At 55.3% G+C, this 25,209-nt stretch carries 18 protein-coding genes, 7 tRNA genes and 3 rRNA genes; 25 read left to right on the forward strand and 3 right to left on the reverse strand.

Annotated features, from left to right (window positions below; genetic code table 11):
* Window positions 1-3: 3 nt before the first annotated feature.
* The gene (locus RVM24_RS20280) at window positions 4-1,779 is read right to left on the reverse strand and encodes a chloride channel protein (protein ID WP_431474654.1); all 1,776 of its coding nucleotides are present in this window, start codon (window positions 1,777-1,779) and stop codon (window positions 4-6) included.
* A gap of 144 nt (window positions 1,780-1,923) precedes the next feature.
* Here RVM24_RS20280 and argC point away from each other — a divergent pair, with 144 nt between their 5' ends.
* The 4 genes from argC (at window position 1,924) to erpA (ending at window position 4,576) form a co-directional block, all read left to right on the forward strand.
* Entirely contained in the window at window positions 1,924-2,961 is a 1,038-nt protein-coding gene (gene argC, locus RVM24_RS20285; protein WP_374787681.1) for an N-acetyl-gamma-glutamyl-phosphate reductase, read from the forward strand.
* A 12-nt stretch (window positions 2,962-2,973) separates the two neighbouring features.
* Complete coding sequence (locus RVM24_RS20290; protein ID WP_230713547.1) at window positions 2,974-3,714, forward strand: DUF6776 family protein; 741 nt, start codon at window positions 2,974-2,976, stop codon at window positions 3,712-3,714.
* 3 nt (window positions 3,715-3,717) lie between these two features.
* Window positions 3,718-4,161, forward strand: coding sequence for a bactofilin family protein (locus RVM24_RS20295; RefSeq protein ID WP_374787682.1), 444 nt, complete (start codon window positions 3,718-3,720; stop codon window positions 4,159-4,161).
* Between the two features lie 61 nt (window positions 4,162-4,222).
* Complete coding sequence (gene erpA, locus RVM24_RS20300) at window positions 4,223-4,576, forward strand: iron-sulfur cluster insertion protein ErpA (RefSeq protein WP_061333558.1); 354 nt, start codon at window positions 4,223-4,225, stop codon at window positions 4,574-4,576.
* A 4-nt stretch (window positions 4,577-4,580) separates the two neighbouring features.
* On the opposite strand, the gene RVM24_RS20305 is transcribed toward erpA, so the two are convergent.
* Both RVM24_RS20305 and RVM24_RS20310 read right to left on the reverse strand, forming a co-directional pair.
* Complete coding sequence (locus tag RVM24_RS20305; RefSeq protein WP_431474655.1) at window positions 4,581-5,681, reverse strand: anhydro-N-acetylmuramic acid kinase; 1,101 nt, start codon at window positions 5,679-5,681, stop codon at window positions 4,581-4,583.
* A 2-nt stretch (window positions 5,682-5,683) separates the two neighbouring features.
* Window positions 5,684-7,075 carry an OapA family protein gene (locus RVM24_RS20310; RefSeq protein WP_152437256.1) on the reverse strand — a complete coding sequence of 464 codons (1,392 nt, stop codon included), beginning with the start codon at window positions 7,073-7,075 and terminating at the stop codon, window positions 5,684-5,686.
* A gap of 313 nt (window positions 7,076-7,388) precedes the next feature.
* Here RVM24_RS20310 and tyrS point away from each other — a divergent pair, with 313 nt between their 5' ends.
* The 21 genes from tyrS (at window position 7,389) to nusG (ending at window position 25,150) form a co-directional block, all read left to right on the forward strand.
* Window positions 7,389-8,591: a tyrosine--tRNA ligase gene (gene tyrS / locus RVM24_RS20315; protein WP_072678568.1), complete on the forward strand. Its 1,203-nt coding sequence runs from the start codon at window positions 7,389-7,391 to the stop codon at window positions 8,589-8,591.
* A 477-nt stretch (window positions 8,592-9,068) separates the two neighbouring features.
* A 16S ribosomal RNA gene (locus RVM24_RS20320) occupies window positions 9,069-10,609 on the forward strand.
* A 245-nt stretch (window positions 10,610-10,854) separates the two neighbouring features.
* Window positions 10,855-10,931, forward strand: a tRNA-Ile gene (locus RVM24_RS20325).
* 117 nt (window positions 10,932-11,048) lie between these two features.
* Window positions 11,049-11,124, forward strand: a tRNA-Ala gene (locus RVM24_RS20330).
* 297 nt (window positions 11,125-11,421) lie between these two features.
* Window positions 11,422-14,313: ribosomal RNA gene (locus RVM24_RS20335) — 23S ribosomal RNA — on the forward strand.
* A gap of 97 nt (window positions 14,314-14,410) precedes the next feature.
* Window positions 14,411-14,524, forward strand: a 5S ribosomal RNA gene (gene rrf, locus RVM24_RS20340).
* Together the 16S, 23S and 5S rRNA genes with 2 tRNA genes alongside form the textbook arrangement of a ribosomal RNA operon.
* Before the next feature lie 212 nt (window positions 14,525-14,736).
* The gene (locus RVM24_RS20345) at window positions 14,737-15,939 is read left to right on the forward strand and encodes a DUF6160 family protein (protein WP_286921954.1); all 1,203 of its coding nucleotides are present in this window, start codon (window positions 14,737-14,739) and stop codon (window positions 15,937-15,939) included.
* A complete protein-coding gene (locus tag RVM24_RS20350) occupies window positions 15,939-17,024 on the forward strand; it encodes a hypothetical protein (RefSeq protein WP_431474656.1) in 1,086 nt (361 codons plus the stop codon). Before RVM24_RS20345 ends, RVM24_RS20350 begins: the two co-directional genes overlap by 1 nt.
* Window positions 17,021-17,572 (forward strand): hypothetical protein, encoded by a 552-nt coding sequence (locus tag RVM24_RS20355; protein ID WP_431474657.1) that lies wholly within the window; start codon window positions 17,021-17,023, stop codon window positions 17,570-17,572. The genes RVM24_RS20350 and RVM24_RS20355 overlap by 4 nt, the downstream gene beginning before the upstream one ends.
* An 11-nt stretch (window positions 17,573-17,583) precedes the next feature.
* Window positions 17,584-19,983 carry a DUF6160 family protein gene (locus RVM24_RS20360; RefSeq protein ID WP_431474658.1) on the forward strand — a complete coding sequence of 800 codons (2,400 nt, stop codon included), beginning with the start codon at window positions 17,584-17,586 and terminating at the stop codon, window positions 19,981-19,983.
* Window positions 19,984-20,098: 115 nt separating this feature from the next.
* Entirely contained in the window at window positions 20,099-21,064 is a 966-nt protein-coding gene (locus tag RVM24_RS20365; RefSeq protein WP_431474659.1) for a biotin--[acetyl-CoA-carboxylase] ligase, read from the forward strand.
* Window positions 21,061-21,795: a type III pantothenate kinase gene (locus RVM24_RS20370; RefSeq protein ID WP_431474660.1), complete on the forward strand. Its 735-nt coding sequence runs from the start codon at window positions 21,061-21,063 to the stop codon at window positions 21,793-21,795. The genes RVM24_RS20365 and RVM24_RS20370 overlap by 4 nt, the downstream gene beginning before the upstream one ends.
* Window positions 21,792-22,430, forward strand: a complete 639-nt coding sequence (locus RVM24_RS20375; RefSeq protein WP_431474661.1) for a hypothetical protein — start codon at window positions 21,792-21,794, stop codon at window positions 22,428-22,430. The genes RVM24_RS20370 and RVM24_RS20375 overlap by 4 nt, the downstream gene beginning before the upstream one ends.
* Before the next feature lie 31 nt (window positions 22,431-22,461).
* A tRNA-Thr gene (locus RVM24_RS20380) sits at window positions 22,462-22,537 on the forward strand.
* 40 nt (window positions 22,538-22,577) lie between these two features.
* Window positions 22,578-22,661: transfer RNA gene (locus RVM24_RS20385), tRNA-Tyr, on the forward strand.
* Between the two features lie 10 nt (window positions 22,662-22,671).
* Window positions 22,672-22,746 (forward strand) — tRNA-Gly (locus RVM24_RS20390).
* A gap of 13 nt (window positions 22,747-22,759) precedes the next feature.
* A tRNA-Thr gene (locus RVM24_RS20395) sits at window positions 22,760-22,835 on the forward strand.
* A 50-nt stretch (window positions 22,836-22,885) separates the two neighbouring features.
* Window positions 22,886-24,082: an elongation factor Tu gene (gene tuf / locus RVM24_RS20400; protein WP_068351550.1), complete on the forward strand. Its 1,197-nt coding sequence runs from the start codon at window positions 22,886-22,888 to the stop codon at window positions 24,080-24,082.
* Between the two features lie 44 nt (window positions 24,083-24,126).
* Window positions 24,127-24,202: transfer RNA gene (locus RVM24_RS20405), tRNA-Trp, on the forward strand.
* A gap of 33 nt (window positions 24,203-24,235) precedes the next feature.
* Entirely contained in the window at window positions 24,236-24,604 is a 369-nt protein-coding gene (secE, locus tag RVM24_RS20410; protein ID WP_072678396.1) for a preprotein translocase subunit SecE, read from the forward strand.
* Window positions 24,605-24,616: 12 nt separating this feature from the next.
* Entirely contained in the window at window positions 24,617-25,150 is a 534-nt protein-coding gene (gene nusG, locus RVM24_RS20415) for a transcription termination/antitermination protein NusG (RefSeq protein WP_058092381.1), read from the forward strand.
* The last annotated feature ends 59 nt before the right edge of the window (window positions 25,151-25,209 follow it).

A 25,209-nucleotide genomic window follows, 5' to 3' on the forward strand; every position in this document is an offset into this window, starting at 1 on the left:
CCATCAACTCCGTCGGTATTGGTAATAGCTTTCGATATCTGATTGAAGCACGACACCATAAACCCGCTGAATCATCGGGGCTACATGGCGTTGTACGTACAGTGCCTCAGCCTGGGTTGAGTCGAATTCGTTCAGGGCCTCTTCCAGGGTGGCTTGATATTGCACTGGCGCCACATCCCGCCGGTTGGCCGGGATTTCCATCAGGTCGACGGTGTCCGGAGGGGCGATGCCCTCTTCGGCAACCTGTTTTTCGGTGTCTTCCAGGTAGCGGGCAAGATCCACTGCCGGTAGCAGCGCGGTTGGCCCGTTGCTGCCCTCAACCAGCAACCATTTGGGTTCCGACTTCAGTGCCTTGCGGGCCTCATCCGGGGTCAGCTCCCGATCCGTGCGCAAAATGCTCCGGTCCATGATCGCGCCCACCGACACTCGCCTTAACGCCTGGATCACTGGTGAATTCTGGTAACTCAGGCCCTGGTTTTTCAGAATGGTCAGGAACAGGGATTTTTTGCCGAAAGCTTCACTGGTCACCAGGCTGGCGGTGGTGATGATCAGCATGCCAGGCAGAATGATGTTCGGGTTTCGAGTCAGTTCCATCAAGGCCATCAGTGCGGCCAGCGGTGCCTGTAGCACCGCCCCCATCATCGCCCCCATGCCCAGCATGGCGTAAAAGCCAACCGACGATGCCAGCTCGGGGAAGATCTGGGCGCCGATCAGCCCCATCGCTCCGCCAAGGGTCGCCCCCATGAAAATGGTCGGGCCGATCACGCCACTTGGCATACCAAGCCCGATAGACAACCCGGTAATCACCAGTTTTGCCACGCCCACGCCAAGCAGTAACCAGAACCCCAACTCGCCGTGAATGGTCTCGCTGACCGTGTCGTAACCAATGCCCATGGTTTCCGGCACCACAATCGCAAACGGCACCATCAGTAGGCCGGCCACGGTGATCCGGAGCAGCACCGGCCGGTGGTGATGTCGGCCCATGCTGTCCACCAGATGAATGAATACGGCGGCGGCTATGCCGATGATCACGGCGATGGCGAGAATCCAGGGGATTTCCAGGAGCGAGTTCATGGTCAGCGCTGGCACACTGAAGGCTGGCTCTGAGCCATAAACGATCTGGGTGACGATGGCGGCACTGACCGCCGCAAGAATGATGGGGGTAAAGCCGGCAATCGTGTATTCCATCATCACCACTTCCATGGCGAAGATGACCCCGGCAATCGGCGTGTTGAAGGAGGCGGAGATGGCCGCTGCGCAGCCGCAGGCCACCAGTGTTCGTATGCTGTTGTTGGGCAGTCTCAGCCATTGCCCGAACAGGCTGGAGAAGGCCGCGCCCAGATGCACCGCGGGGCCCTCCCGGCCAGCCGACTGGCCGGATACTACGGTGGTAACCCCGGCTACAAACTGAACCATGGCGCTTTTGAACGATATGTAGCCCTGGTGGTAGTTCAGGCGCTCCATAATGTGGACGATGCCCACCTTGCGATCGTGAATGGACAGCTTGTGCAACAGAATGCCCAGACCAACGGCACCGGCCAGCGGCAGCAGCCCCCTGGTCAGAATGTCCAGTTGCTCGAAGTTCTCTGAGCCCGCACCGGGCAGGAAATGTTCCAGCGGCCATTCAATGGCAAGCCGGAACAACAGAATCACCGCGCCGGTGACAATTCCGGACAACAACCCAAGCACAGCCAGTTGCGGCAGTGCATCGACACCCGACAGTTTCCTCCGGAAAACGGGGATCAGGTTCTCAGTGATCTGTTGCCTGATGTTACGCATGAGCGCCGGGTTCCGGGTCGATGGGCGGGTCCTTCAGAAGGATTCTGACAACATTGTAACCATGGGTCTGCAGGCTGCAATAAGTCCTTGGATTATCATGGTAGACTACCCGGGAATTCTGGCCAGACCACGTTGGAGATGAGTGTGATTAAAATAGGCATCGTTGGGGGAACCGGGTACACCGGTGTTGAGCTGTTGCGGATTCTTGCCGTTCATCCGGACGCCGAGGTGAAATGCATCACTTCGCGTTCCGAGGCTGGTATGCCGGTAGCTGACATGTACCCCAATCTGCGAGGGCATTTTGACCTGGCCTTCTCGGAGCCTGATTCGGCGGTGCTGGCACAGTGCGACCTGGTGTTCTTTGCCACGCCTCACGGGGTTGCCATGCGCATGGTTCCGGAGCTGATGGCCGCCGGCGTTCGTGTGGTAGACCTGTCTGCGGATTTCCGCCTGAAAGACCTGGATGTCTGGGCCAAGTGGTACGGTATGCCCCATGAAACACCGGAGTGGGCACAAAAAGCGGTTTATGGCCTGCCTGAGGTAGCACGTGACGCGATTCGCCAGGCCCAGTTGGTCGCCAACCCTGGTTGTTATCCCACGGCGGTGCAGCTTGGCTTCCTGCCCTTGCTCGAACAGGGGTTGGTAGACCCCAGCCGGCTGATTGCCGATGCCAAATCCGGTGCCAGCGGTGCCGGTCGCCAGGGCAACATCGGCATGCTACATGGTGAGATCGGTGAAAGCTTCAAGGCCTATGGCGCCTCCGGGCATCGGCACCTGCCGGAAATCCGCCAGGGCCTGAGTCTGGCAGCTACCGGGCCGGTGGGCGTAACCTTCGTGCCGCACCTTGTACCGATGATTCGGGGTATCGAGGCCACCTTGTACGCGGAGCTGTCCGAGCCGGCGGATTTTGATTGGCTCCAGGCCCTCTACGAAGATCGCTACAAGACCGAGCCATTTGTGGATGTCATGCCTTTTGGCAGTCACCCGGAAACCCGCAGTGTTCGCGGCGGCAACCAGTGCCGGATGGCATTGCATCGCCAGGAGCAGAGCAATGTGGTGATTGTCTCCTCGGTCATCGACAACCTGGTCAAAGGCGCTGCTGGGCAGGCAGTGCAGAACATGAATATCATGTTTGGTCTTGACGAAACCCAGGGCCTGAAGGCTCCGGCACTTCTTCCTTGAGGGCAATACAAGGTGAGTGATACCCGCAAACCGAACGATGAGTATGTGGTGATCCGCCACCGGCCGGGCTACCGCCTGCGCCGGACGATGATCCTGCTGGCTTTTACCGTGGTTGCCGCCATTGCAGGTTACGCTGCTGGAATGGCGCAGGGCGGGTTCCGGTTTTCATCTGCTGAAGCCTCGAACGAGCAGCTGGCACAGGAGTTGCGCAGTCTGCGGGATCAATTCCGCACCGCGCGGCAGAATCTGGTGAATCTAGAGCGCGGGCGGGCGATTGACGAACAGGCGTTGCGGGAAGCCAGAAACACCATCGTCGGGCTCGAAACCCGGATATCGGAGTTGGAGGCAGACCTGACGTTCTATCGGAATATCATGGCGCCCTCTGAGACCAGCAAAGGGCTGCAGGTTGACAGCTTTACGCTGGCGTCCGCCCGTGGCGATAACACCTATCGGTTCAAGATGGTGCTAACTCAGGTTGGCAATAACAACAGTTTTATTGCCGGGCAGGTGGCCGTGAATATCATAGGCCGCTTGGACGGTGAGAAAGAAGTGATTGCCTTGCGCGATCTATCCGACGACATCGAGGATCTGGGGGTCAGGTTCCGGTTTCGGTACTTCCAGGATGTAGAGGGTACCTTGAGCCTTCCCCAAGGCTTTGAGCCCTACGAAATCCAGGTGGTGGCGCAGGCGCAGGGGCGGAATGCCTCACAGGCAGAACGAACATTTGATTGGGCACAGTTAACTGGGAGCTGATACATGCTGGGCAAGAAAAAACAGAAATCGCGCCGTTCCGTTGGCCATTTCGATACCTTGATTTCATCCAGAACAACCATTGAGGGCGATGTACGCTTTTCGGGCGGCTTGCACGTGGATGGCAAAATCAAAGGTCGGGTGCTGGCGGAAGAGGGCAGTGACGCTGTGGTCCGGCTGTCGGAAGTGGGTGAGATCACCGGCGATATCACTGCGCCGCACATTATTATCAATGGCAAGGTGAACGGTGACGTGCGCGCCACCAGCCACCTTGAACTGGCAGAGAATGCTGCCATTAACGGTAACGTATACTATCGTCTTATCGAGATGGCCATGGGGGCATCCGTGAACGGTAATCTGGTTCGTCAGGATGAAACCAGCGGCCTGCTGACTCACGATAAAGAGTCTGTGCTGAGCGCGGAGTCAGAGGGTGAGGGTAAATCCGAATAGTTGACTGTTTTAGTCGGGAATACCATAATCCTCTGACCGCTTTATCTCCCGGAGGCATACCTTGAGTGTAGTTCAACAGCAAATAGCCACACCGTTGTTCTTCAGCGACAGCGCTGTTGCCAAGGTTCGCGAGTTGATCGAGGAAGAGGAGAATCCTGATCTCAAACTGCGGGTGTTCGTAACAGGTGGCGGTTGTTCGGGGTTCCAGTACGGATTTTCGTTCGACGAGAATCAGGAAGACGACGATACCGTCATAGAGCGGGATGGAGTAAAGCTGTTGGTTGATTCCATGAGCTACCAATACCTCGTAGGCGCCACCATTGATTATCAGGAAGGCCTTCAGGGTTCACAGTTTGTTGTTCAGAATCCAAACGCCAGCTCCACCTGCGGTTGCGGCAGTTCGTTTTCCATCTGAAGCCTCAAGCCGGGTAAATCGCGCCCAACACCCGCGGGCCTCTGGCGCCGGTTACCTCAGGCAGGTTTCCCGGCTGGCCTTCAAGGGTTTGTCTGGCCAGCCAGGCAAATGCCACTGGCTCTACCCATTGCGGGTCCAACCCCAGATCAGCCGTTGTGGTCAGCGCTACCGACCCCAGTCCAACTCTGAGTTCATTCATCATTAACCGGTTGAACGTTCCGCCGCCGCAGGCGTAAACCGTCATGTTGGCGGACTCTTGTGGCAACTGCTTCAGAACGGTAATCACCGTCAGTTGTAAGAGGGTCCGTTGAACGTCTTCTGCAGCCAGATCGGGGAACCGCTGCAGGTGGGTACGGATCCAGTCAAGGTTGAAGCGCTCCTTGCCGGTGCTTTTCGGAGCTGGCTTGCTGAAATAGGCGTCGGAAAGCATGCTGCTCAACAGCTCCGAATGCACAGCGCCCTCGCTTGCCAGGTGTCCGGATTCATCATAGTGACGCCCGGTCTGGTCCAGGCACCAGGCATCAAGCAAGGCATTTGCCGGGCCGGTATCAAAACCGACCACGGGTTTTCGTCCGGCTGCGGGAAGCCAGGTGATATTGGCAATTCCTCCAAGATTCAGTATGCAGCGATCCTGCTCGTCCGAGGCAAACAGCCATTGATGGAAGGCCGGAACCAGTGGGGCGCCCTGACCACCAGCGGCCAGGTCTCTGCTGCGAAAATCCGAGACCGTGGTCAGTCCGGTGCTTTCCGCAATACAGGCGGCATTGCCAATCTGAAGTGAGAAGGGGGCAGGGCCGGCAGGTTGGTGGCGTACTGTTTGCCCGTGACTGCCAATGCCTCGAATATCCCGGATTTCCAGGCCGGAGCGCCGGATCAGTTCCTTTGCGGTATGACCAAAGTGGTGGCCCACCAGTGTGTCCAATTCACCGAGTTCGTCAGTGTCTGACTGGTTTCGGGTGGCCAGCAGGAGCCTTTGTCTGAGTGGTTCAGGGTAGGGTAGCGAAAGCGTGGAATGAATATCCAGATGCCGGCCAGTGAAAGACACCAGCACCGCGTCCACTGCGTCCATGCTGGTGCCTGACATCAGGCCGAGCCAGTAGGTCATAATCAGTTGTCCGATGCCAGAGCCAGTTGGCGGCCACTCTCGCGGAAACCATTGAACTGCGCCAGCCGTTGCTCGGTGAATTGGCGAAATCTTGCCATTTCAGCGCTTGGTACGGGCTTGGCGTCGGGCAGTTTCACGGTACGGGAGTTCTTGGCAACGCCATTCACCCGGAACTCGTAATGCAGATGAGGGCCGGTCACCATTCCGGATGAGCCAACATAGCCAATGGTGTCTCCCTGTTTTACCCGGGTGCCATTCTTGATGCCTTTACCCAGTCGACTCATATGAGCATACAGGGTGGTGATATTGTCGCCATGCTGCAAAACCACGGTGCGGCCATAGCCGCCTTTCCAGCCGGCAAACTGCACTCGCCCACTGCCGGCTGCCTTGATCGGTGTGCCCGGGGGCGCGGCATAGTCGGTTCCCTCGTGGGGTCTGACCACGTCCAGTACCGGGTGTCGGCGTTGCAGGTTGAAGGGCGATGACACGCGGGCGTTGATTGGAACTCTCAGAAACGCCTTACGCATACTTTTGCCTTCCGGCGTGTAATAGTCACTCTCGCCGTTGTTGTCTGTGTACAGCAGGGCCACATTCTCAGTACCGCGGTTGATGAAGCGTGCGGAAAGAATTCGACCGGTATCAAATTTTTTACCGTCGATGTACAGCTCTTCGTACACAACTTCAAAGCTGTCACCCTTGCGGACGTCGTAGACAAAGTCGATGTCCCAGCCAAATATTCCGGCCAGTTCCATGGTGAGCCGGTCATTCAGGCCTGCGTCCCTGGCGGCAAGATAGAGGGAGCCGTCAATGACGCCGGCGGCAAATGCCGGGCGCGGCTCCGGTTTGCGAACTTCTGTGTTGCCAAGGAAGCCGTTGTCGGCCTTTGAGATCTTGAGAGTTTCTAGGCGGCTGCGTTGCAGCTCTACGGCCACAAGCTGCCCCTCGCTGTCGACACCGAAGCGAATGTCTTCCCCGGCGTATAGGCGCTGAAGCTTGCCTGCTTCGCCCTCACCGTGAATCACCGACAGCATGATGCCATCGTTGAAACCTGCTTTGCGAAACAGCGAAGACAGTGTGTCGCCGGACTTTACACGAAACTCCTGCCAGTCGACCTTCGGGGTATCGGGTTTCGCTGTGCGCCCAGTCTGAGCGATTGGTTCTCCGGCACTTTGCGCTTTGTCCTCTGAGGGCTGAGTGCCGCTGGCTTCCTGTGTCTGGGCGGGCCTGGTGTCTTTCGATGCCGCGCCAGACACCAGGCCCTCTTCGAGGTCAATGGTGTAGGACATGCGCTTGGCTTCGACGTCAGCGCTGGGGCTCATCAGCACAGCCGCAGAGACAACAATCGTCACTGCTGCTGCCAGAGTAATATGTGTTTTGGGGAATGTTTTAAGCACGTGGCTCACCCGTTTTCATCGGTATTCCAGCAAGTTGTACTAGCTAATTAAAGCGCTAGATCAAGTAAAGTCAAACAGATTACCGCATCTGACATTATCAGGACAGTGTCGAACATTACGGTTGAGCGGGTGTCTGGTCGTACAAAACTGCCTGCCGCTGGTATAATGCCGATCCTTTTATTGCTCGGTTTGGTTGAAAACTGAGCAGTCACACTTTAGCAAGGGTGTCGGTTAAACACAGATTTGTTTTGTTGAGGTCTGTAACTGCCGCCGGCAAACCCTGGCACCAAGTCAAACTGGGGACGAAAGGTTCATGGCAACAATTGAGGAAGCGTTGGCCGTTATCAAGCGCGGTATTGACGAGCTGATTCCCGAAGAGGATTTGATTGCAAAGCTTAAAGAAGATCGGCCGCTGAGGATCAAGGCGGGTTTCGATCCGACCGCACCTGATTTGCACCTCGGCCACACCGTGCTAATCAACAAGCTCCGCCAGTTCCAGGATCTTGGCCATGAAATCATCTTCCTTATTGGTGACTTCACGGGAATGATTGGCGATCCAACCGGAAAAAGCGCAACACGTCCTCCTTTAACAGAAGAGCAGGTGCGCAAGAACGCTATTACCTATAAAGAGCAGGTGTTCAAGATTCTGGACCCGGAGAAAACCCGGGTTGTATTCAATTCCGAATGGATGAGCCAGATGAATGCCGCGAGCATGATCCAGCTCGCGGGTCAGTATACGGTTGCACGGATGCTCGAGCGTGATGACTTCACCAAACGTTATAAAGCTGAGCAGCCGATTGCCATTCACGAGTTCCTGTATCCGCTGATTCAGGGCTACGACTCCGTAGCGCTTGAAGCTGATGTGGAGCTTGGTGGTACTGACCAGAAGTTTAATTTGCTGATGGGGCGGATTCTGCAGAAGCATTATGGTCAGGCGCCCCAGGCCATTATTACCGTTCCGATTCTTGAGGGTCTGGATGGTGTGCAGAAAATGTCCAAGTCGTTGGGCAACTATGTTGGGGTCAGTGATTCACCGGGAGAGATGTACACCAAGCTGTTGTCGATGCCGGATGAGTTGCTGTGGCGTTACTTCGAATTGCTGAGCTTCCGGCCGATGGCGGAAGTGGAACAGTTCCGCGCTGAGGTGGAAGCTGGTGCCAACCCGCAGGACTATAAAAAAATACTGGCTGAAGAGCTGATTACTCGCTTCCATGATGAAGAGGCTGCGAAAACCGCTCACAAGTCTGCCGGCAACCGGGTTGCGCTCGGGGAGATTCCGGAAAACGTACCATTGGTAGAAGTCTCTCTCGAAGGGCAGGATGAAATGCCGATGGCAGCCGTCCTTCGCCTGGCTGGGCTGGTAAAGAATGGCGCTGCTGCCAGAGATGTACTTGGTCGTGGTGCTGTCTATATAGATGGCAAACAGTTTGAAGGTGATCGCAGGTTTGTCAAAGGTGATGATTGCGTTGTCCAGGCGGGTAAGAAGAAGATTGCCCGGGTGGTCATTGTCGAGTGAAGTAAGGCTGGTTGCGGCCAATTTGAAAAAATTTCAGATTGGCCGTTGACTCCTCAGCAGAGGTCTGTAGAATGCGCATCTCGCTTGAGGGGCTGGCCACTGAGAAGGGGTAAAGCCTCGGCGATAACTGCTTGAAAGTACTGAAGAAAAAGTTCGAAAGATTCTTCAGAAAGCGGTTGACAGGAAGGCGGTTCAGTGTAGAATGCGCACCTCGAAACAGGCAGTAAGCCGGACAGTTTTTCGGCGGTTTTCGGAAGCGGAAACGGCGAAAAATAAACGGTTGACAGGGCAGCGGAACGATGTAGAATACGCGGCCTTGATTGAGCAACAGCTCAAACGCTCTTTAAAAAGTTAACCAAGTAATTCGTGTGGGCGCTGGCCGAGGTATTTCGGATACGAAATATCAGGACAGTGACTCGTCGAAATTGAGTTTTGTCTTGAGCAAGAATTAAGAACTTTCGGGTTCTTGTATGATTTAAACTGAAGAGTTTGATCATGGCTCAGATTGAACGCTGGCGGCAGGCTTAACACATGCAAGTCGAGCGGTAACAGGGGGTGCTTGCACCCCGCTGACGAGCGGCGGACGGGTGAGTAATGCTTAGGAATCTGCCCAGTAGTGGGGGATAGCCCGGGGAAACCCGGATTAATACCGCATACGTCCTACGGGAGAAAGCAGGGGATCTTCGGACCTTGCGCTATTGGATGAGCCTAAGTCGGATTAGCTAGTTGGTGGGGTAAAGGCCTACCAAGGCGACGATCCGTAGCTGGTCTGAGAGGATGATCAGCCACATCGGGACTGAGACACGGCCCGAACTCCTACGGGAGGCAGCAGTGGGGAATATTGGACAATGGGGGCAACCCTGATCCAGCCATGCCGCGTGTGTGAAGAAGGCTTTCGGGTTGTAAAGCACTTTCAGCGAGGAGGAAGGCCTTAAAGTTAATACCTTTGAGGATTGACGTTACTCGCAGAAGAAGCACCGGCTAACTCCGTGCCAGCAGCCGCGGTAATACGGAGGGTGCAAGCGTTAATCGGAATTACTGGGCGTAAAGCGCGCGTAGGTGGTTAGGTAAGCGAGATGTGAAAGCCCCGGGCTTAACCTGGGAACGGCATTTCGAACTGTCTGACTAGAGTGTGGTAGAGGGTAGTGGAATTTCCTGTGTAGCGGTGAAATGCGTAGATATAGGAAGGAACACCAGTGGCGAAGGCGGCTACCTGGACCAACACTGACACTGAGGTGCGAAAGCGTGGGGAGCAAACAGGATTAGATACCCTGGTAGTCCACGCCGTAAACGATGTCAACTAGCCGTTGGGACTCTTGAAGTCTTAGTGGCGCAGCTAACGCACTAAGTTGACCGCCTGGGGAGTACGGCCGCAAGGTTAAAACTCAAATGAATTGACGGGGGCCCGCACAAGCGGTGGAGCATGTGGTTTAATTCGACGCAACGCGAAGAACCTTACCTGGCCTTGACATCCAGAGAACTTTCCAGAGATGGATTGGTGCCTTCGGGAACTCTGAGACAGGTGCTGCATGGCCGTCGTCAGCTCGTGTCGTGAGATGTTGGGTTAAGTCCCGTAACGAGCGCAACCCCTATCCCTGGTTGCTAGCAGGTAATGCTGAGAACTCCAGGGAGACTGCCGGTGACAAACCGGAGGAAGGTGGGGATGACGTCAGGTCATCATGGCCCTTACGGCCAGGGCTACACACGTGCTACAATGGCGCGTACAGAGGGCTGCCAACTCGCGAGAGTGCGCCAATCCCTTAAAACGCGTCGTAGTCCGGATCGGAGTCTGCAACTCGACTCCGTGAAGTCGGAATCGCTAGTAATCGCGAATCAGAATGTCGCGGTGAATACGTTCCCGGGCCTTGTACACACCGCCCGTCACACCATGGGAGTGGATTGCACCAGAAGTAGTTAGTCTAACCTTCGGGAGGACGATTACCACGGTGTGGTTCATGACTGGGGTGAAGTCGTAACAAGGTAGCCGTAGGGGAACCTGCGGCTGGATCACCTCCTTAAACGAAGCCGAATGCTTCGGTCAGAGTCCACACGAATTACTTGGTTGGCTAATAAAGAGAGCAAAAGGGTCTATGCAGGCCCGATATCGGTTTGCCACAAACACTGAGTCAGTCTCGGGGTTTGGCGCCGGATTCGGATCGGCTGGCAAGGCGCAGGTTGAGTGAAAGAGGGAGCGTACACACGTACGTGACCGATTGAGCGAAAGCTGCAACGCAGTCCAGGCGGTTCGAAGACAAGCAAAACCGGGTCTGTAGCTCAGGTGGTTAGAGCGCACCCCTGATAAGGGTGAGGTCGGTGGTTCAAGTCCACCCAGACCCACCAGAATTTCACTGCTCGTCGTTGTCGAAGCACTTGCATAGCAGGCTATGCGGCGCACTTCGACGCCTAGATCAGCAAAATTCTGGTCTATTGACGATAGCAGAGCTCAAGAATGATTCTGGGGCTATAGCTCAGCTGGGAGAGCGCCTGCCTTGCACGCAGGAGGTCGGCAGTTCGATCCTGCCTAGCTCCACCAAACTTTACTGACGAAAGTCAGTGTACAGAAACGAATGTTTCATATCGATGAAGCCTTCCTTTCTGATCACTGGGTCAGATTTGCTCTTTAACAAATTGGACGAGATAGAACACGAATAGATTTCTCTCATTATCTCCGAGAGAAACTGTTCAAAGTGATAGCGATTTCAAGCGTTATCCGGTGTTGTCGTTGAAGTGGTTGTTATATTGCTTCAAGTGACTGTCTCGAAACAGGGTTCTGTATCAGGCTTGCCTGGTAAAGGATGCTGAATCGTGATCAGTTGTCTTGGGGTTATATAGTCAAGCAACTAAGCGCATACGGTGGATGCCTTGGCAGTCAGAGGCGATGAAAGACGTGGAAGCCTGCGATAAGGTTCGGGGAGCTGGCAAACGAGCTGTGATCCGGACATCTCTGAATGGGGAAACCCACCTGGTTTCGGCCAGGTATCTTGCACTGAATACATAGGTGTAAGAGGCGAACCGGGGGAACTGAAACATCTAAGTACCCCGAGGAAAAGAAATCAACCGAGATTCCCTAAGTAGCGGCGAGCGAACGGGGACCAGCCCTTAAGCTGGACAACTGGTAGGAGAAGGCTCTGGAAAGTGCCGCCATAGTGGGTGATAGCCCCGTATCCGAAACCTGAGTCCAGTGAAATCGAGTAGGTCGGCGCACGAGAAACGTTGACTGAACATGGGGGGACCATCCTCCAAGGCTAAATACTCCTGACTGACCGATAGTGAACCAGTACCGTGAGGGAAAGGCGAAAAGAACCCCTGTGAGGGGAGTGAAATAGACCCTGAAACCGTATGCGTACAAGCAGTCGGAGCAGACTTGTTCTGTGACGGCGTACCTTTTGTATAATGGGTCAGCGACTTATGTTCAGTGGCGAGGTTAACCGTTTAGGGGAGCCGTAGGGAAACCGAGTCTGAATAGGGCGAATTAGTCGCTGGGCATAGACCCGAAACCGGGCGATCTATCCATGAGCAGGTTGAAGGTGCCGTAACAGGCACTGGAGGACCGAACCCACTGTCGTTGAAAAGCCAGGGGATGACTTGTGGATCGGAGTGAAAGGCTAATCAAGCCCGGAGATAGCTGGTTCTCCCCGAAAGCTATTTAGGTAGCGCCTCGGACGAATACCACAGGGGGTAGAGCACTGTTTCGGCTAGGGGGTCATCTCGACTTACCAACCCGATGCAAACTCCGAATACCTGTGAGTACTATCCGGGAGACACACGGCGGGTGCTAACGTCCGTCGTGAAGAGGGAAACAACCCAGACCGCCAGCTAAGGTCCCAAAGTACCAGTTAAGTGGGAAACGATGTGGGAAGGCTCAGACAGCTAGGAGGTTGGCTTAGAAGCAGCCATCCTTTAAAGAAAGCGTAATAGCTCACTAGTCGAGTCGGCCTGCGCGGAAGATGTAACGGGGCTCAAACTGGTCACCGAAGCTGCGGCTGCATACATTGTATGCGGGGTAGGGGAGCGTTCTGTAAGCCTGCGAAGGTGTGTTGAGAAGCATGCTGGAGGTATCAGAAGTGCGAATGCTGACATGAGTAACGACAATGCGGGTGAAAAACCCGCACGCCGGAAGACCAAGGGTTCCTGCGCAACGCTAATCGGCGCAGGGTGAGTCGGCCCCTAAGGCGAGACCGAAAGGTGTAGTCGATGGGAAACGGGTTAATATTCCCGTACCTTGGATAGCTGCGATGGAGAGACGGAGAAGGCTAGGTGAGCCGGGCGACGGTTGTCCCGGTTTAAGCGAGTAGGGAGTGGACTTAGGCAAATCCGGGTCCACAATCCTGAGACGCGACGACGAGTGCCCAAGGGCGCGAAGTCATTGATGCCCTGCTTCCAGGAAAATCTTCTAAGCTTCAGGCTATTCGAGACCGTACCCCAAACCGACACAGGTGGTCAGGTAGAGAATACCAAGGCGCTTGAGAGAACTCGGGTAAAGGAACTAGGCAAAATGGTGCCGTAACTTCGGGAGAAGGCACGCCGGTGTGTACGTGAAGCCCCTGCGGGTGGAGCGGAAGCCGGTCGAAGATACCAGGCCCCTGCGACTGTTTATTAAAAACACAGCACTCTGCAAACACGTAAGTGGACGTATAGGGTGTGACGCCTGCCCGGTGCCGGAAGGTTAATTGATGGGGTTAGCATTCGTGCGAAGCTCTTGATCGAAGCCCCGGTAAACGGCGGCCGTAACTATAACGGTCCTAAGGTAGCGAAATTCCTTGTCGGGTAAGTTCCGACCTGCACGAATGGCGTAACGATGGGGGCGCTGTCTCTACCCGAGACTCAGTGAAATTGAAATCGCCGTGAAGATGCGGTGTATCCGCGGCTAGACGGAAAGACCCCGTGAACCTTTACTATAGCTTCACAGTGAACTTTGAGCATGCTTGTGTAGGATAGCTGGGAGGCTTTGAACCCGGGACGCCAGTTCCGGTGGAGCCAACCTTGAAATACCAGCCTGGCATGTTTGAGGTTCTAACTCTGACCCCTTATCGGGGTTGAGGACACTGTGTGGTGGGTAGTTTGACTGGGGCGGTCTCCTCCCAAAGCGTAACGGAGGAGCACAAAGGTGGGCTAAGTACGGTCGGACATCGTACGGTTAGTGTAATGGCACAAGCCCGCTTGACTGCGAGACAGACACGTCGAGCAGGTACGAAAGTAGGTCATAGTGATCCGGTGGTTCTGTATGGAAGGGCCATCGCTCAACGGATAAAAGGTACTCCGGGGATAACAGGCTGATACCGCCCAAGAGTTCACATCGACGGCGGTGTTTGGCACCTCGATGTCGGCTCATCACATCCTGGGGCTGAAGCCGGTCCCAAGGGTATGGCTGTTCGCCATTTAAAGTGGTACGCGAGCTGGGTTTAGAACGTCGTGAGACAGTTCGGTCCCTATCTGCCGTGGACGTTGGAGATTTGAGGAAAGCTGCTCCTAGTACGAGAGGACCGGAGTGGACGAACCGCTGGTGTTCGGGTTGTGTCGCCAGACGCATTGCCCGGTAGCTATGTTCGGACAGGATAACCGCTGAAAGCATCTAAGCGGGAAGCCCCTTCCAAGATGAGATCTCCCTGAGGCCTTGAGCCTCCTGAAGAGCCGTTCAAGACCAGGACGTTGATAGGCTGGGTGTGTAAGCGCTGTGAGGCGTTGAGCTAACCAGTACTAATTGCTCGTGCGGCTTGACTATATAACACCCAAGACAATTGCGGATAACGCAGAGCGACAGCTCAATCGAAATCAAACATCACGTTCCATCTCGTCCTTCCCAGTGATCATCCGTTTTGCCTGACGACCATAGCGGTCTGGAACCACCTGATCCCATCCCGAACTCAGAAGTGAAACAGACCAGCGCCGATGGTAGTGTGGTTCGCCCATGTGAGAGTAGGTCATCGTCAGGCTCTTAATACCAAAAGCCCCAGCATCCTTGATGTTGGGGCTTTTTTATTTGTGTTTTCGAAAGTATGACTCGCCGCACAGCTACAACCTGCAAACAAAGTTAACATTCGGTAAAGACTGGCCGACCCAGAATATAAAAAGAGCCAGCTTCAGAGACACTCATCAGTCATTCAATCGATGCCGTCAATAACAAGAAACGGCGCAGGGTGTGGCTATGAGTAAAAAACTGCAGGCACTTGTTGTTGCCATTGTTTCCCTGCCGGTATCCGCCGAAGCAGGTCTTCAGCCTATTTCCGATGAGCAGATGTCGGAAGTCACCGGGCAAGCATTCCTTTCGGTTGATCGCCAATACCATCCCGATCCGGACAACACTACCTCTTATACCCGCGTTAACCTTGGCATGGACATAGAAATCCAGACCAATGTTGATGTTCTGGAGCTTGGCCGTTATGAACGGGAAGGTGAGAAGGCCGGCTCATCGGACGTCTTGATAAGGGATTTTGCGCTCGGCTATATCAACAACCAGGCCTACTATCAACGTAACCCCAAGGCGGCGAGACAATATCGTCCGGATGGCTCTTCTTATACCGAGAACGAAATCGTTCCGTTCATGATCGATAACCCCTTTTTCGAGTTTGCATTTGATGAGGCGACCAACGAAGTGGTTGGTGTTCGCCTTGGCTTTGGTGATGCAATGGGAGTGCTGTCGGGTAAGATCGAAACCCTGACGGGTAATGTGAATGTGGACATTATTGATCGGGGCGAAGGGCTGCGGGATGCCAGTTCCAGCGGTAACTTCTTTGATCAACTGATTGTTTTGCTGACCCCTCTTCTGGAAGGCGGAAGTCCCCTGGCAACCAAAGCGCAGCTGGTCTACGGCGATGATAACGATCCTCGGGTGGGTGAGCTTGACCCGATAAGAGCAGAGTACATCGGTATCCCCAACGGCGAAAAATTCGTTCTGGAGAACGCGGGCAGCTTCACCCGCTGGTCGGTTAAAAACCTGATTGGCTGGGGTTCGAGCTCGGAGATAGAGGTTCCCAATTGTTCATTCTTTAGCTGCGGCTCCGGTGATATCTACGTGTATGCCGATGGCTGCAGGGTGTTGGGCATTGACGCCTGTTTTGATCTGGATATCTATAACAGCTTCCCTATAGGGCAGGTAGAAGAGGTAAACGGAGAGCGTAGGCTCACCGGCCCTGCGGACGGAGCGTTCATTTCTTTCCAGACCAAAGATCTGGATTGGCTGAAAGACGTTAAGAAAAGCGATCTGACGGTGGCGGACTTTATCCGGGCGACCTCAGGAGCCTTCTTTAATATTCCGAACGGTGCCACCGAGGTTAACCTGAACGAAGCCCTGAATGGGACCGACCGGTATCGTACTGAGTATATCGACCGCGGCCGGGGGCTGTTCTGATGAACGGGCGTAGGCTGTCCTGTAAAGCAGGCTTCGGCTCTGCCTTTGCTGGCGTGTTTCTTGTTTTGGTTGCTATTACTCCGGCCTCCGCCCTGGCGGAGCTGGAGCGGCTCGCCGAGTCGGAGATGTCTGAGATAGATGGCGCAGGTATTGGTCTGGTATTCGATAACTTTACCTTTTCCCACGGCACTGACCGGCCGGACGCTGACGGCAACCAGGCTCGCATCTTCCGTATATCCGGTATCAAGAGCACCGATGGTCGGGAAGTGGATATCACGGTCAATCACCTGTATATCGCAGGCGCCAATTCAAATTACGGGGAAAACCTGACGCCGGTGAATCTTGGCAGGCTGGTTAATCCTTGGCGAATCGATATTGTTGACGGAAATGGCATTGGTGTTCCCGATAAGGCGGTTCTTGAACTGGCCACGCCGAGCAAGATTCCGGGAGCTGAAGGGTTCGACTGCATGGGCGCCACTGCCGCCGCCGGCAGTGGCCAATGTTCCAGTCGACCGGCCACAGCTGACTGGATTGGCGAGCGGGCAGATATCGGTATGCAGATGAATGTCGCCGTTGGCGATGACCGTTCAGCGAATCTCAATATCCATGCCCGAAGTGCTGTTATTGACGGGAGTTATCTGCGTTTGTGGGGTGATGACCAGCGCAGCCAGATGGCGGGGCAGTTCAAGCTCAACTTCTATTCACCCGAAGTGTCCATCAATGCCTGTACCCAAGACGGCACCGCTTGTGGTTCCCGGATTACCATGTCGGATTTTGCCTTGGAGCTGGCGATTGGTAACAGTTTACAGCCGGTATTTTTCGACGTTGATGGCGGCGGAAATTTCATCCTGGAGGTGGAAACCATTCGCTCCCCGGGCGCCGGCCAAATTGCTGCAAACGGACTGAGGGCCGGGAGTAATGCCCAAACCTGGGATTTCTATCAGGATTACTACAGCAACCCTGACTATCGAAGTAACCTCCAGATCGGCAACTTCAGCGTTGGCGACCGTGATTTCGGCGCTGCACGGGTTGAGGGCATGCTGATACAGCATTTGCAAATACAGACAAAGGATCTGGCGCCATGACTTTTTCATACGCAGTTCCTGTGCTCTCGCTGCCACTGATGGCAGTCCTCACCTTGCCGGCCAGCGCCGAGATGGCGCCGCTGGAAGATGAGGCCTTGTCGAAGGTAGCGGGACAGGGCGGAATTTATCTGTCGGGTGACATCAGCATCAATGAAATGGGCGGGCCGGTAGAGAATGCTTACTTTGGCCGTTGCGATGAAACGGACAAAAAATGCGGTGCCCGGTTTGCCTATCGCTTGAAAGGAGACGGAGGCTGGATGGTTCTTGATGAAATTCGGGGGCTGTTTGCGTTCGAGGGGTTAACGCTAAGGGTAAGAAAGATCGATTCCGGGTTTGGCGGCGACGGCGAGCTGTTTGATCGGGATGTGATTGAACTGGGGTTGCCAGATACCGTTCGGTTTACCGATGTGCATTTCAAGGTCGCAGCCAGCAGTACTGCCAGGCCGACCGATCCGGGGTTCATCCAGACCGATATTTTTGCGGTGCAGATGCAGGGTGATGTCATCATGCAGGGCAACCTGCTGGTCTTTCCGGACGGAAACCCATGAGGAAAAGCCTAATGGCCATGACAGATGCTCGTCTTTCCACGGCTCCTCTTTTATTGGTATCGATGGTGCCCGTGCTCGTTAACCCTGTGGCTGCCATGGAGCGGTTGGATGATACCGCCCTATCAAAGATTCAGGGGCAGAGCGGTATCACATTGGAGATGGAGTTGAACCTCTCCGCCGGCCGCCTCTCCTATTATGATGATGGCAAGGGTGTGCATCTTGAGGGTATGCGCGTTGGATCTTCCAGGGGAGATAATGCGGGGGCGTTCCATCGGGTAAAGGTTGACATTGGGGCCGATGCATCATTGAACCTCGATTATCTGGTAGAGGATCGAAGAGTCGAGTTTTCAGATATACGCCTGGCCGGAGCCCCCGGTGTGGGTATGGGGGGGATATTCTTTGATCACTCCCTGCAGGGTAGTCTGCGTATTCGACAAGGTGGGGCTGTGGGCGGCAGTGGTTACACCTTCGATACCGCCTACACCATGACGGGTGGGCGATTGGGATACCGGACTAATGGCAACAGCGTTTTCCTGGATGACATCACCATGGACGTCCAGGCTCTTGGGGTTACGCTGGATGTTGTGGGAGACACGCTGCAGCTGGTTTCCCCGGAGGTGATTGGCAACTGGAGCGTTGGTGCCATTCGCTACAGCAACGAACCGGGCAATTACGGCCAAAGTTATAGTTCTGCCACGGGGCTGCCCTTGCCGAGCTACGGTGGGCTGCAGGGGCACTACGAGCTATCCTCCGTGACCGACATTCGGGCCGGTGGCCGGTCGGGTGAGGGGTTAAGGCTGGATAATGAAACCATCATCCACTCGGCATCGTTTATCTATCTGGATGATGGCAACGGCCTGGCTTTGCGGGATATCACCGGTGACTATCGCATACACGACCTTCGCCTGGATGTTTCAGAGGACGGGCGTGGTCGACCTGCGGTTGCGCTGACCCTTGGTGGATTGCAGGGTAATCTGAATATCGGCTCTATAGAGGTGGGCAGTAGCGGCCAAAGCTTTGGCTCGCTGAATCTGTCGTTTTTACTGGAAGACCAGATATTCAACGGTCGAACCTATCGCAATGAGTTGTATCTCCAGGGTGGAGGGCACCCTGACGCCGGCCCGCAGGGACTGCGCATGGCAACGGAGTGGAGTTTGCGCCTCGCTGATCTGAGCTACACGGAAGATGGCAATCGTGTGATCTTCAGCGGTCTGCAATCCTGGGGATCGGGGGATGTCACCGTCAATGTCACGCGCAACGAAGTACGTAATGGCACACGGTTCTACGATGGCCTGCGAATTGGCTTTGAAGGCCTGGAAGCGGGTTATCGTATCAACGGGCTGAGAGTTGGCAGTGATGACGCACCGCTTCAGGGCGGTACCGAGTTGCTGTTGGCGCTGGGATTCTACCCCGCCTATGAGTTCGAACTGGATGGGCATATAACCCTGGGTGCCGGCGGCGCCTCGGGAGAGGGGCTCACAATCAATTCCGACATCCAGATTCGGGATGGTAAGGCAGCGGTGATCGCGGCTCCCTATGATGAAGGTAATGGCGAAATCGCCCAGAAGGGACTTTGGCTGACGGAAATGACTTATGACGGTCACGTCCGGGATATGACCCTGGATGTGACCGAAGAGGGGCTGGCCATTGGCACCGGGGAGTCCTGGAGCACCATGGATATAGGCAATGTGCGGGTGGGCACCAAGGACGACGGTGCCAGTATGGGACGGTTACGAATTCAAAAATATCAGACAGACAGCACGGCTTTGGTGAAGCCCGGAGGGGCCGGAGATATCTGTGTCGGGGGCGCTGGTAGTTCTGAGGGGGCCTGTGTGGCCGCCGGCGGGCAGTGGGAGACTCGGGGCAGCGAGGGTGTGACCATCGACATGGTGCAGGTTCTGGCTCGAGCCGAGGGCGACGACAAGAAGAACGCCTTGATGTGGGAGAGTAATCGCGCCGTGGATAGTCAGGGAAGGCCAATAAACAACACCGGTATGAAGTTGTTGGTTAACGATATCTATACCAGTGATGGCGGTGACTTTGATGGTGATGGCGTTGAAGACAATCGCTTCGGGATTCGAACCGATCTGTCGGTGGATGTCTACCAGACCAGGGTGACCAAAAAAGAGGATGGGCCTGACGCTCAGGGCGTCGTGGGAAGCCGCGGCGATGAGAAAATCATGAGCCCCGGGTCGGCGGCTGGGTACCGGTATGTAGCCAATCCAGGCCCGGGAGACGTTGCTAACCGCCCCCTTGGTTTTGCGGTAAAGGCAGATACCCGTTTCAAGGAGCTCTCAATCAATAACATCGACCTGATCCATCCTGTCGGCGGCAGTCAAACGGTTGTCTACGGAGCGAAATTCCAGAATGTAGATATCCGTGCGAACCTGACCGCAACCCCCATACCCTGACGATTCAGGGGGCCGGTTATGGCAAACGGGCAGTCAAGGCGACTGTCCTTTTTGTGTTTTTGGCTGTCCTGTTGTTTAATCCGGGCTGTTCCATGTCGCCTCCGGAAGTTGTTTCATGAAATCCAGCTCGCTGTTATCCCTTCTTGAAGATCGTCGAATCCATTCCGGCGAATCGCTGGCGCAAACGCTCGGTATTTCCCGAACCGCGGTCTGGAAGCAGATTCGCAAGGCGCAAGCCGAAGGCGTGGAAATCAGAACCATCCGCGGGCAGGGTTATCAGCTCATCTCTACGTTGGATCTCCTGGCAAGTGACCGCATTCGGCAAGCACTGCCGGAGCGCCTGCATAACGTCATTGCCCTTGATGTTCTGGATACCGTTGACTCAACCAACGCGGAAGTGGCGCGACGGTTGACCTCGGGGTTGAAAGGCGTGCCGGTGGTGGTGGCTGACAGCCAGACTGCAGGTCGTGGCCGCCGGGGGCGTCAATGGGTGAGTCCGCAAGGAGAAAACCTTTATCTGAGCCTGGGGTTGAGTGTTCAGGGCGGGTTTTCTGCCCTCGACGGTATGAGCCTTGTATTGGGGGTGGCGGTCAGTCGGGCCCTGTCGACCTTTGGGGCAACGGATGCCGGTTTGAAGTGGCCCAATGATCTGTTCTACGGTGACCGGAAGCTCGGCGGGATACTGGTTGAGATTCAGGGAGAGCTTCAGGACGGAGAAGTGCAGGTTATTGCTGGTATAGGGATTAACGTGCATATGAAGCAGGCTGAGTTGGTCGACCAGCCATGGATAAGTCTGGCCGAGGCATGGCCGGATGTCGTTTGGACGCGAAATGCTCTGGCGGCGGCCATTGTGTCGGAGGTAGTAGAGATTATCGCGCAGTTCGAACGTCAGGGCTTTGCCCCGTTCAGGGATGAATGGCAGGCACGGGATATCTTTTTCAGCAAAGATCTGGTGGCCAGAGATGGCGGCGTTGAGGGTAGAGGTGCTGGTATTGATGCCGCAGGCAACTATCAGGTTGATACCCCTGAGGGGCTGGTGCCCGTCAGGGCCGGAGATATCAGCTTGCGGGTGCGATCATGATTCTTTTGCTGGACTGTGGCAACACCCGGGTAAAATGGCGCCTCATGGCCGGTGGAGTCGTCGTGCATGACGGTGGGGGAGCCCTGGAAGAAACAGTGACTTTTACTGATTTGATACCGTACGCCCGCAAGATAGATCGTGTTGCCGTATCGACAGTCGCATCGGAACAGAGCCGACTGCGCCTAGAGGAGCGCTTGGCAACCGTTACCTCTGCCCCGGTTCGATACCACTGGGCGGAGGTGAGCCGGGACGGGCTCAGGAATTCCTACCAGGAAGTGGCCAAAATGGGTGCCGACCGATGGCACGCAATGGTGGCCGCGTGGGTTGGCGCCCGGCGCAGTTTCGCCGTCGTGGATGCGGGCAGTGCAGTGACTATTGACTATGTCGATGGCCAGGGCCAGCACCTGGGCGGGTATATTCTGCCAGGGCTGCATATGATGCGACGGAGCCTCAAGCTGGATGCCGCCCGCATTGGATTCGAATACGACGAACAGATCAACGCTGCGCCGGGCCAGTCCACCGGTGAGTGCGCAAACCACGGTCTCGCATGGCTGACAGAGAGCCTCGTTCAGCGTCTGCATCGTGATGTTGGTCGACTCGGGCTGGAACGAGTTGTTTTAACCGGCGGAGATGCGGGTCGTTTTCTGTCGTTGGGTCTGAAGGCGGAGCATCGGCCTGGTCTGGTGCTGGAGGGGCTGGAAATCGTCGATCTTCAGGAATCGCAGGCATGAGGCTGGTTGCGCTGGTGTTGTTGCTGGCCAACCTGGCTGTCTGGTTCGCCCCCGGCTTGATTCCGCCGGTCACCTATGAGACGTCGGCCGGTGGTATTTTGCCTCGCGTTGCAAGTCTGAAAGTGTCCGATTCGAGTGAGCAGGCTCCGCTACCTCCTACGGAGTGTGTCAGGGTCGGTTGGTTTGGCTCCCGCGAGGACGCCACTGCATTTGCAGAACGGGTTGGCGAGCATTTCCGCATTGAGGAGCGAGAGCGGGAGCTGCCGCCGCTGAATTGGGTGATGATCCCTCCGCAGCCCAGGGAGGTGGCGCTATCCCAGTTTCGCGATCTCTTTAGTCGTGGCGTGGAGTCTTATGTGGTGACAGAGGGTGAGTACCGAAACGCCATCTCGCTTGGCCTGTTTGAGTCGAGGGCAGCAGCAGAGTCTGTGCTGGAGGAAAAAAAACAGCAGAATCTCAATGTAGTGCTAGTCAACTTCCCCCGAAATCGTATAGGATACGCCCTCGTTTTTGATGTTGAGCCAGCAAGGGAAACCGAGGTGGTTCAGGCGGTTGAGGCGGAAAGTCACAGCAATTTCGACTTCGTTGAAATCTACGCTTGTGAAGGTGTTGCATCACCAGAAAAAAATCCGTAGTATACCGCCCTCGCTGAACAGGCGAATGTGAGCTGGCGTAGCTCAGTTGGTAGAGCAGCTGACTTGTAATCAGCAGGTCGGGGGTTCGATTCCGTCCGCCAGCTCCACTTTAAGTTTTGAGCAGATTTGCGGTTGCAGATCTGTACGGGAGGGGTTCCCGAGTGGCCAAAGGGATCAGACTGTAAATCTGACGCGAAAGCTTCGCAGGTTCGAATCCTGCCCCCTCCACCACTAATTGCTCGCGGGCATCGTATAGTGGCTATTACCTCAGCCTTCCAAGCTGATGACGTGGGTTCGATTCCCACTGCCCGCTCCAATTTGGTTTCAATGCTCATGTAGCTCAGTCGGTAGAGCACATCCTTGGTAAGGATGAGGTCACCGGTTCAATTCCGGTCATGAGCTCCATTTTTATCCGGTCAACGTTACGATCCTGGTTGATTAGGGAGATTGGTCGAATGTCTAAAGCAAAGTTTGAGCGTAACAAGCCGCACGTAAACGTGGGCACCATTGGTCACGTTGACCATGGTAAGACCACTCTGACAGCCGCCCTGACTCGTGTATGTCACGAAGTATGGGGTACTGGTGAGAGCCGTGCTTTCGATCAGATCGATAACGCACCGGAAGAGCGTGCGCGTGGTATCACCATCGCGACCTCTCACGTTGAGTACGATTCTCCGACCCGTCACTACGCACACGTAGACTGCCCGGGCCACGCGGATTATGTTAAGAACATGATCACCGGTGCTGCCCAGATGGACGGCGCTATCTTGGTTTGCTCCGCAGCTGACGGCCCCATGCCGCAGACTCGTGAGCACATCCTGCTGTCCCGTCAGGTTGGTGTACCGTTCATCGTTGTGTTCCTGAACAAAGCGGACATGGTAGACGATGAAGAGCTGCTTGAGCTGGTAGAGATGGAAGTTCGTGACCTGCTGAGCCAGTACGACTTCCCGGGTGACGACACTCCGATCATCACCGGTTCTGCGCTGATGGCTCTGGAAGGTAAAGACGACAACGAGATGGGTACTACCGCTGTTAAGAAGCTGGTAGAAGCCCTGGACGACTACATCCCTGAGCCGGAGCGTGCGATTGATCAGCCGTTCCTGATGCCGATCGAGGACGTATTCTCCATCTCTGGTCGTGGTACCGTTGTTACCGGTCGTGTAGAGCGTGGCATCATCAAAGTAGGTGACGAAGTGGAAATCGTGGGTATCCGCGACACCACCAAGACCACCTGTACTGGTGTTGAGATGTTCCGCAAGCTGCTGGACGAAGGTCGTGCCGGTGAGAACGTAGGTGTTCTGCTGCGTGGTACCAAGCGTGACGACGTTGAGCGTGGTCAGGTTCTGTGTGTACCGGGCTCCATCAAGCCGCACACCAAGTTCGAGTGTGAAGTGTACGTACTGTCCAAAGAAGAAGGTGGTCGTCATACTCCGTTCTTCAAGGGCTACCGTCCGCAGTTCTACTTCCGGACTACTGATGTAACCGGTTCTTGTGAACTGCCGGAAGGCGTTGAAATGGTAATGCCGGGTGACAACGTGAAAATGACTGTTACCCTGATCGCTCCGATCGCCATGGAAGATGGTCTGCGCTTCGCGATTCGCGAAGGCGGCCGTACCGTTGGTGCCGGCGTGGTCTCCAAGATCATCGAGTAACCTTCGGGTTACTCGTTGTTTGTTGCGCTGAGTTGTTTCGGTGCAGGCCAGTAGCTCAATTGGCAGAGCAGCGGTCTCCAAAACCGCAGGTTGGGGGTTCGATTCCCTCCTGGCCTGCCATTTTTCAACATCCGGATACATAAGTTGATTCCTATGGAGTCAAAAGCCGTTCAGTCAGCCGGCCGTTTCGATACCGTGAAATGGCTGGTTGTTTTCGTTTTGATTGCCGTCGGCGTTGTCGGTAATCAGTACTTCAGTGCCGAGTCCGTGCTATATCGGGTTCTGGCTCTTGTTGCGCTAGGCTTGGTTGCTGCGTTTGTGGCGTTGCAAACCGAGCGGGGGCGGCGTTTTGCCACCCTGTTAAAAGAAGCGCGTGTCGAGATCCGGAAAGTCGTCTGGCCGACCAGGCCAGAGTTGATTCAGACCACCATCATTGTGGTTGTGTTTGTTCTGGTAGTGGCGCTTATTTTGTGGGGCATGGATTCGCTGATCAGTTGGCTGGTCGCCGGATTTATCGGTTAACGGGAGTGGGCAATGGCTAAGCGCTGGTACGTCGTTCATGCGTATTCTGGCTTTGAGAAGCATGTAATGCGCACTCTTAAAGAGCGTGTGGCGCTCGAGCAGATGGAAGACAAGTTCGGCGAAATCCTGGTTCCGACTGAAGAAGTGGTCGAAATGCGGGACGGGAAGAAGCGCAAGAGTGAGCGCAAGTTTTATCCCGGCTACGTACTGGTCCAGATGGAAATGGACGACGCCTCGTGGCATCTTGTCAAGAATACACCTCGGGTGCTGGGCTTTATCGGCGGTACCAAAGACAAGCCGGCTCCGATTACTGAGCGCGAGGCTGAGGCTATTCTGCGTCGTGTTGAAAGTGGTGCAGACAAGCCCAAGCCCAAGACGCTGTTCGAGCCAGGTGAAATTGTTCGCGTTGTTGAAGGTCCGTTTGCAGACTTCAACGGTGTGGTAGAAGAAGTCGACTACGAGAAGAGTCGAGTGAAGGTTGCCGTTCTTATCTTTGGCCGTTCTACTCCGGTTGAGCTGGAGTTCGGGCAGGTCGAAAAAGACTGATGGCGGCTTTGAAAATTGAAAGCTCGCGCGCTACGGCGACGCGGGCTTTTTGTGTCTGC

The organism is Marinobacter sp. KM021, from assembly GCF_050707965.1.
GTDB classification, from domain to species: Bacteria; Pseudomonadota; Gammaproteobacteria; order Pseudomonadales; family Oleiphilaceae; genus Marinobacter; species Marinobacter shengliensis.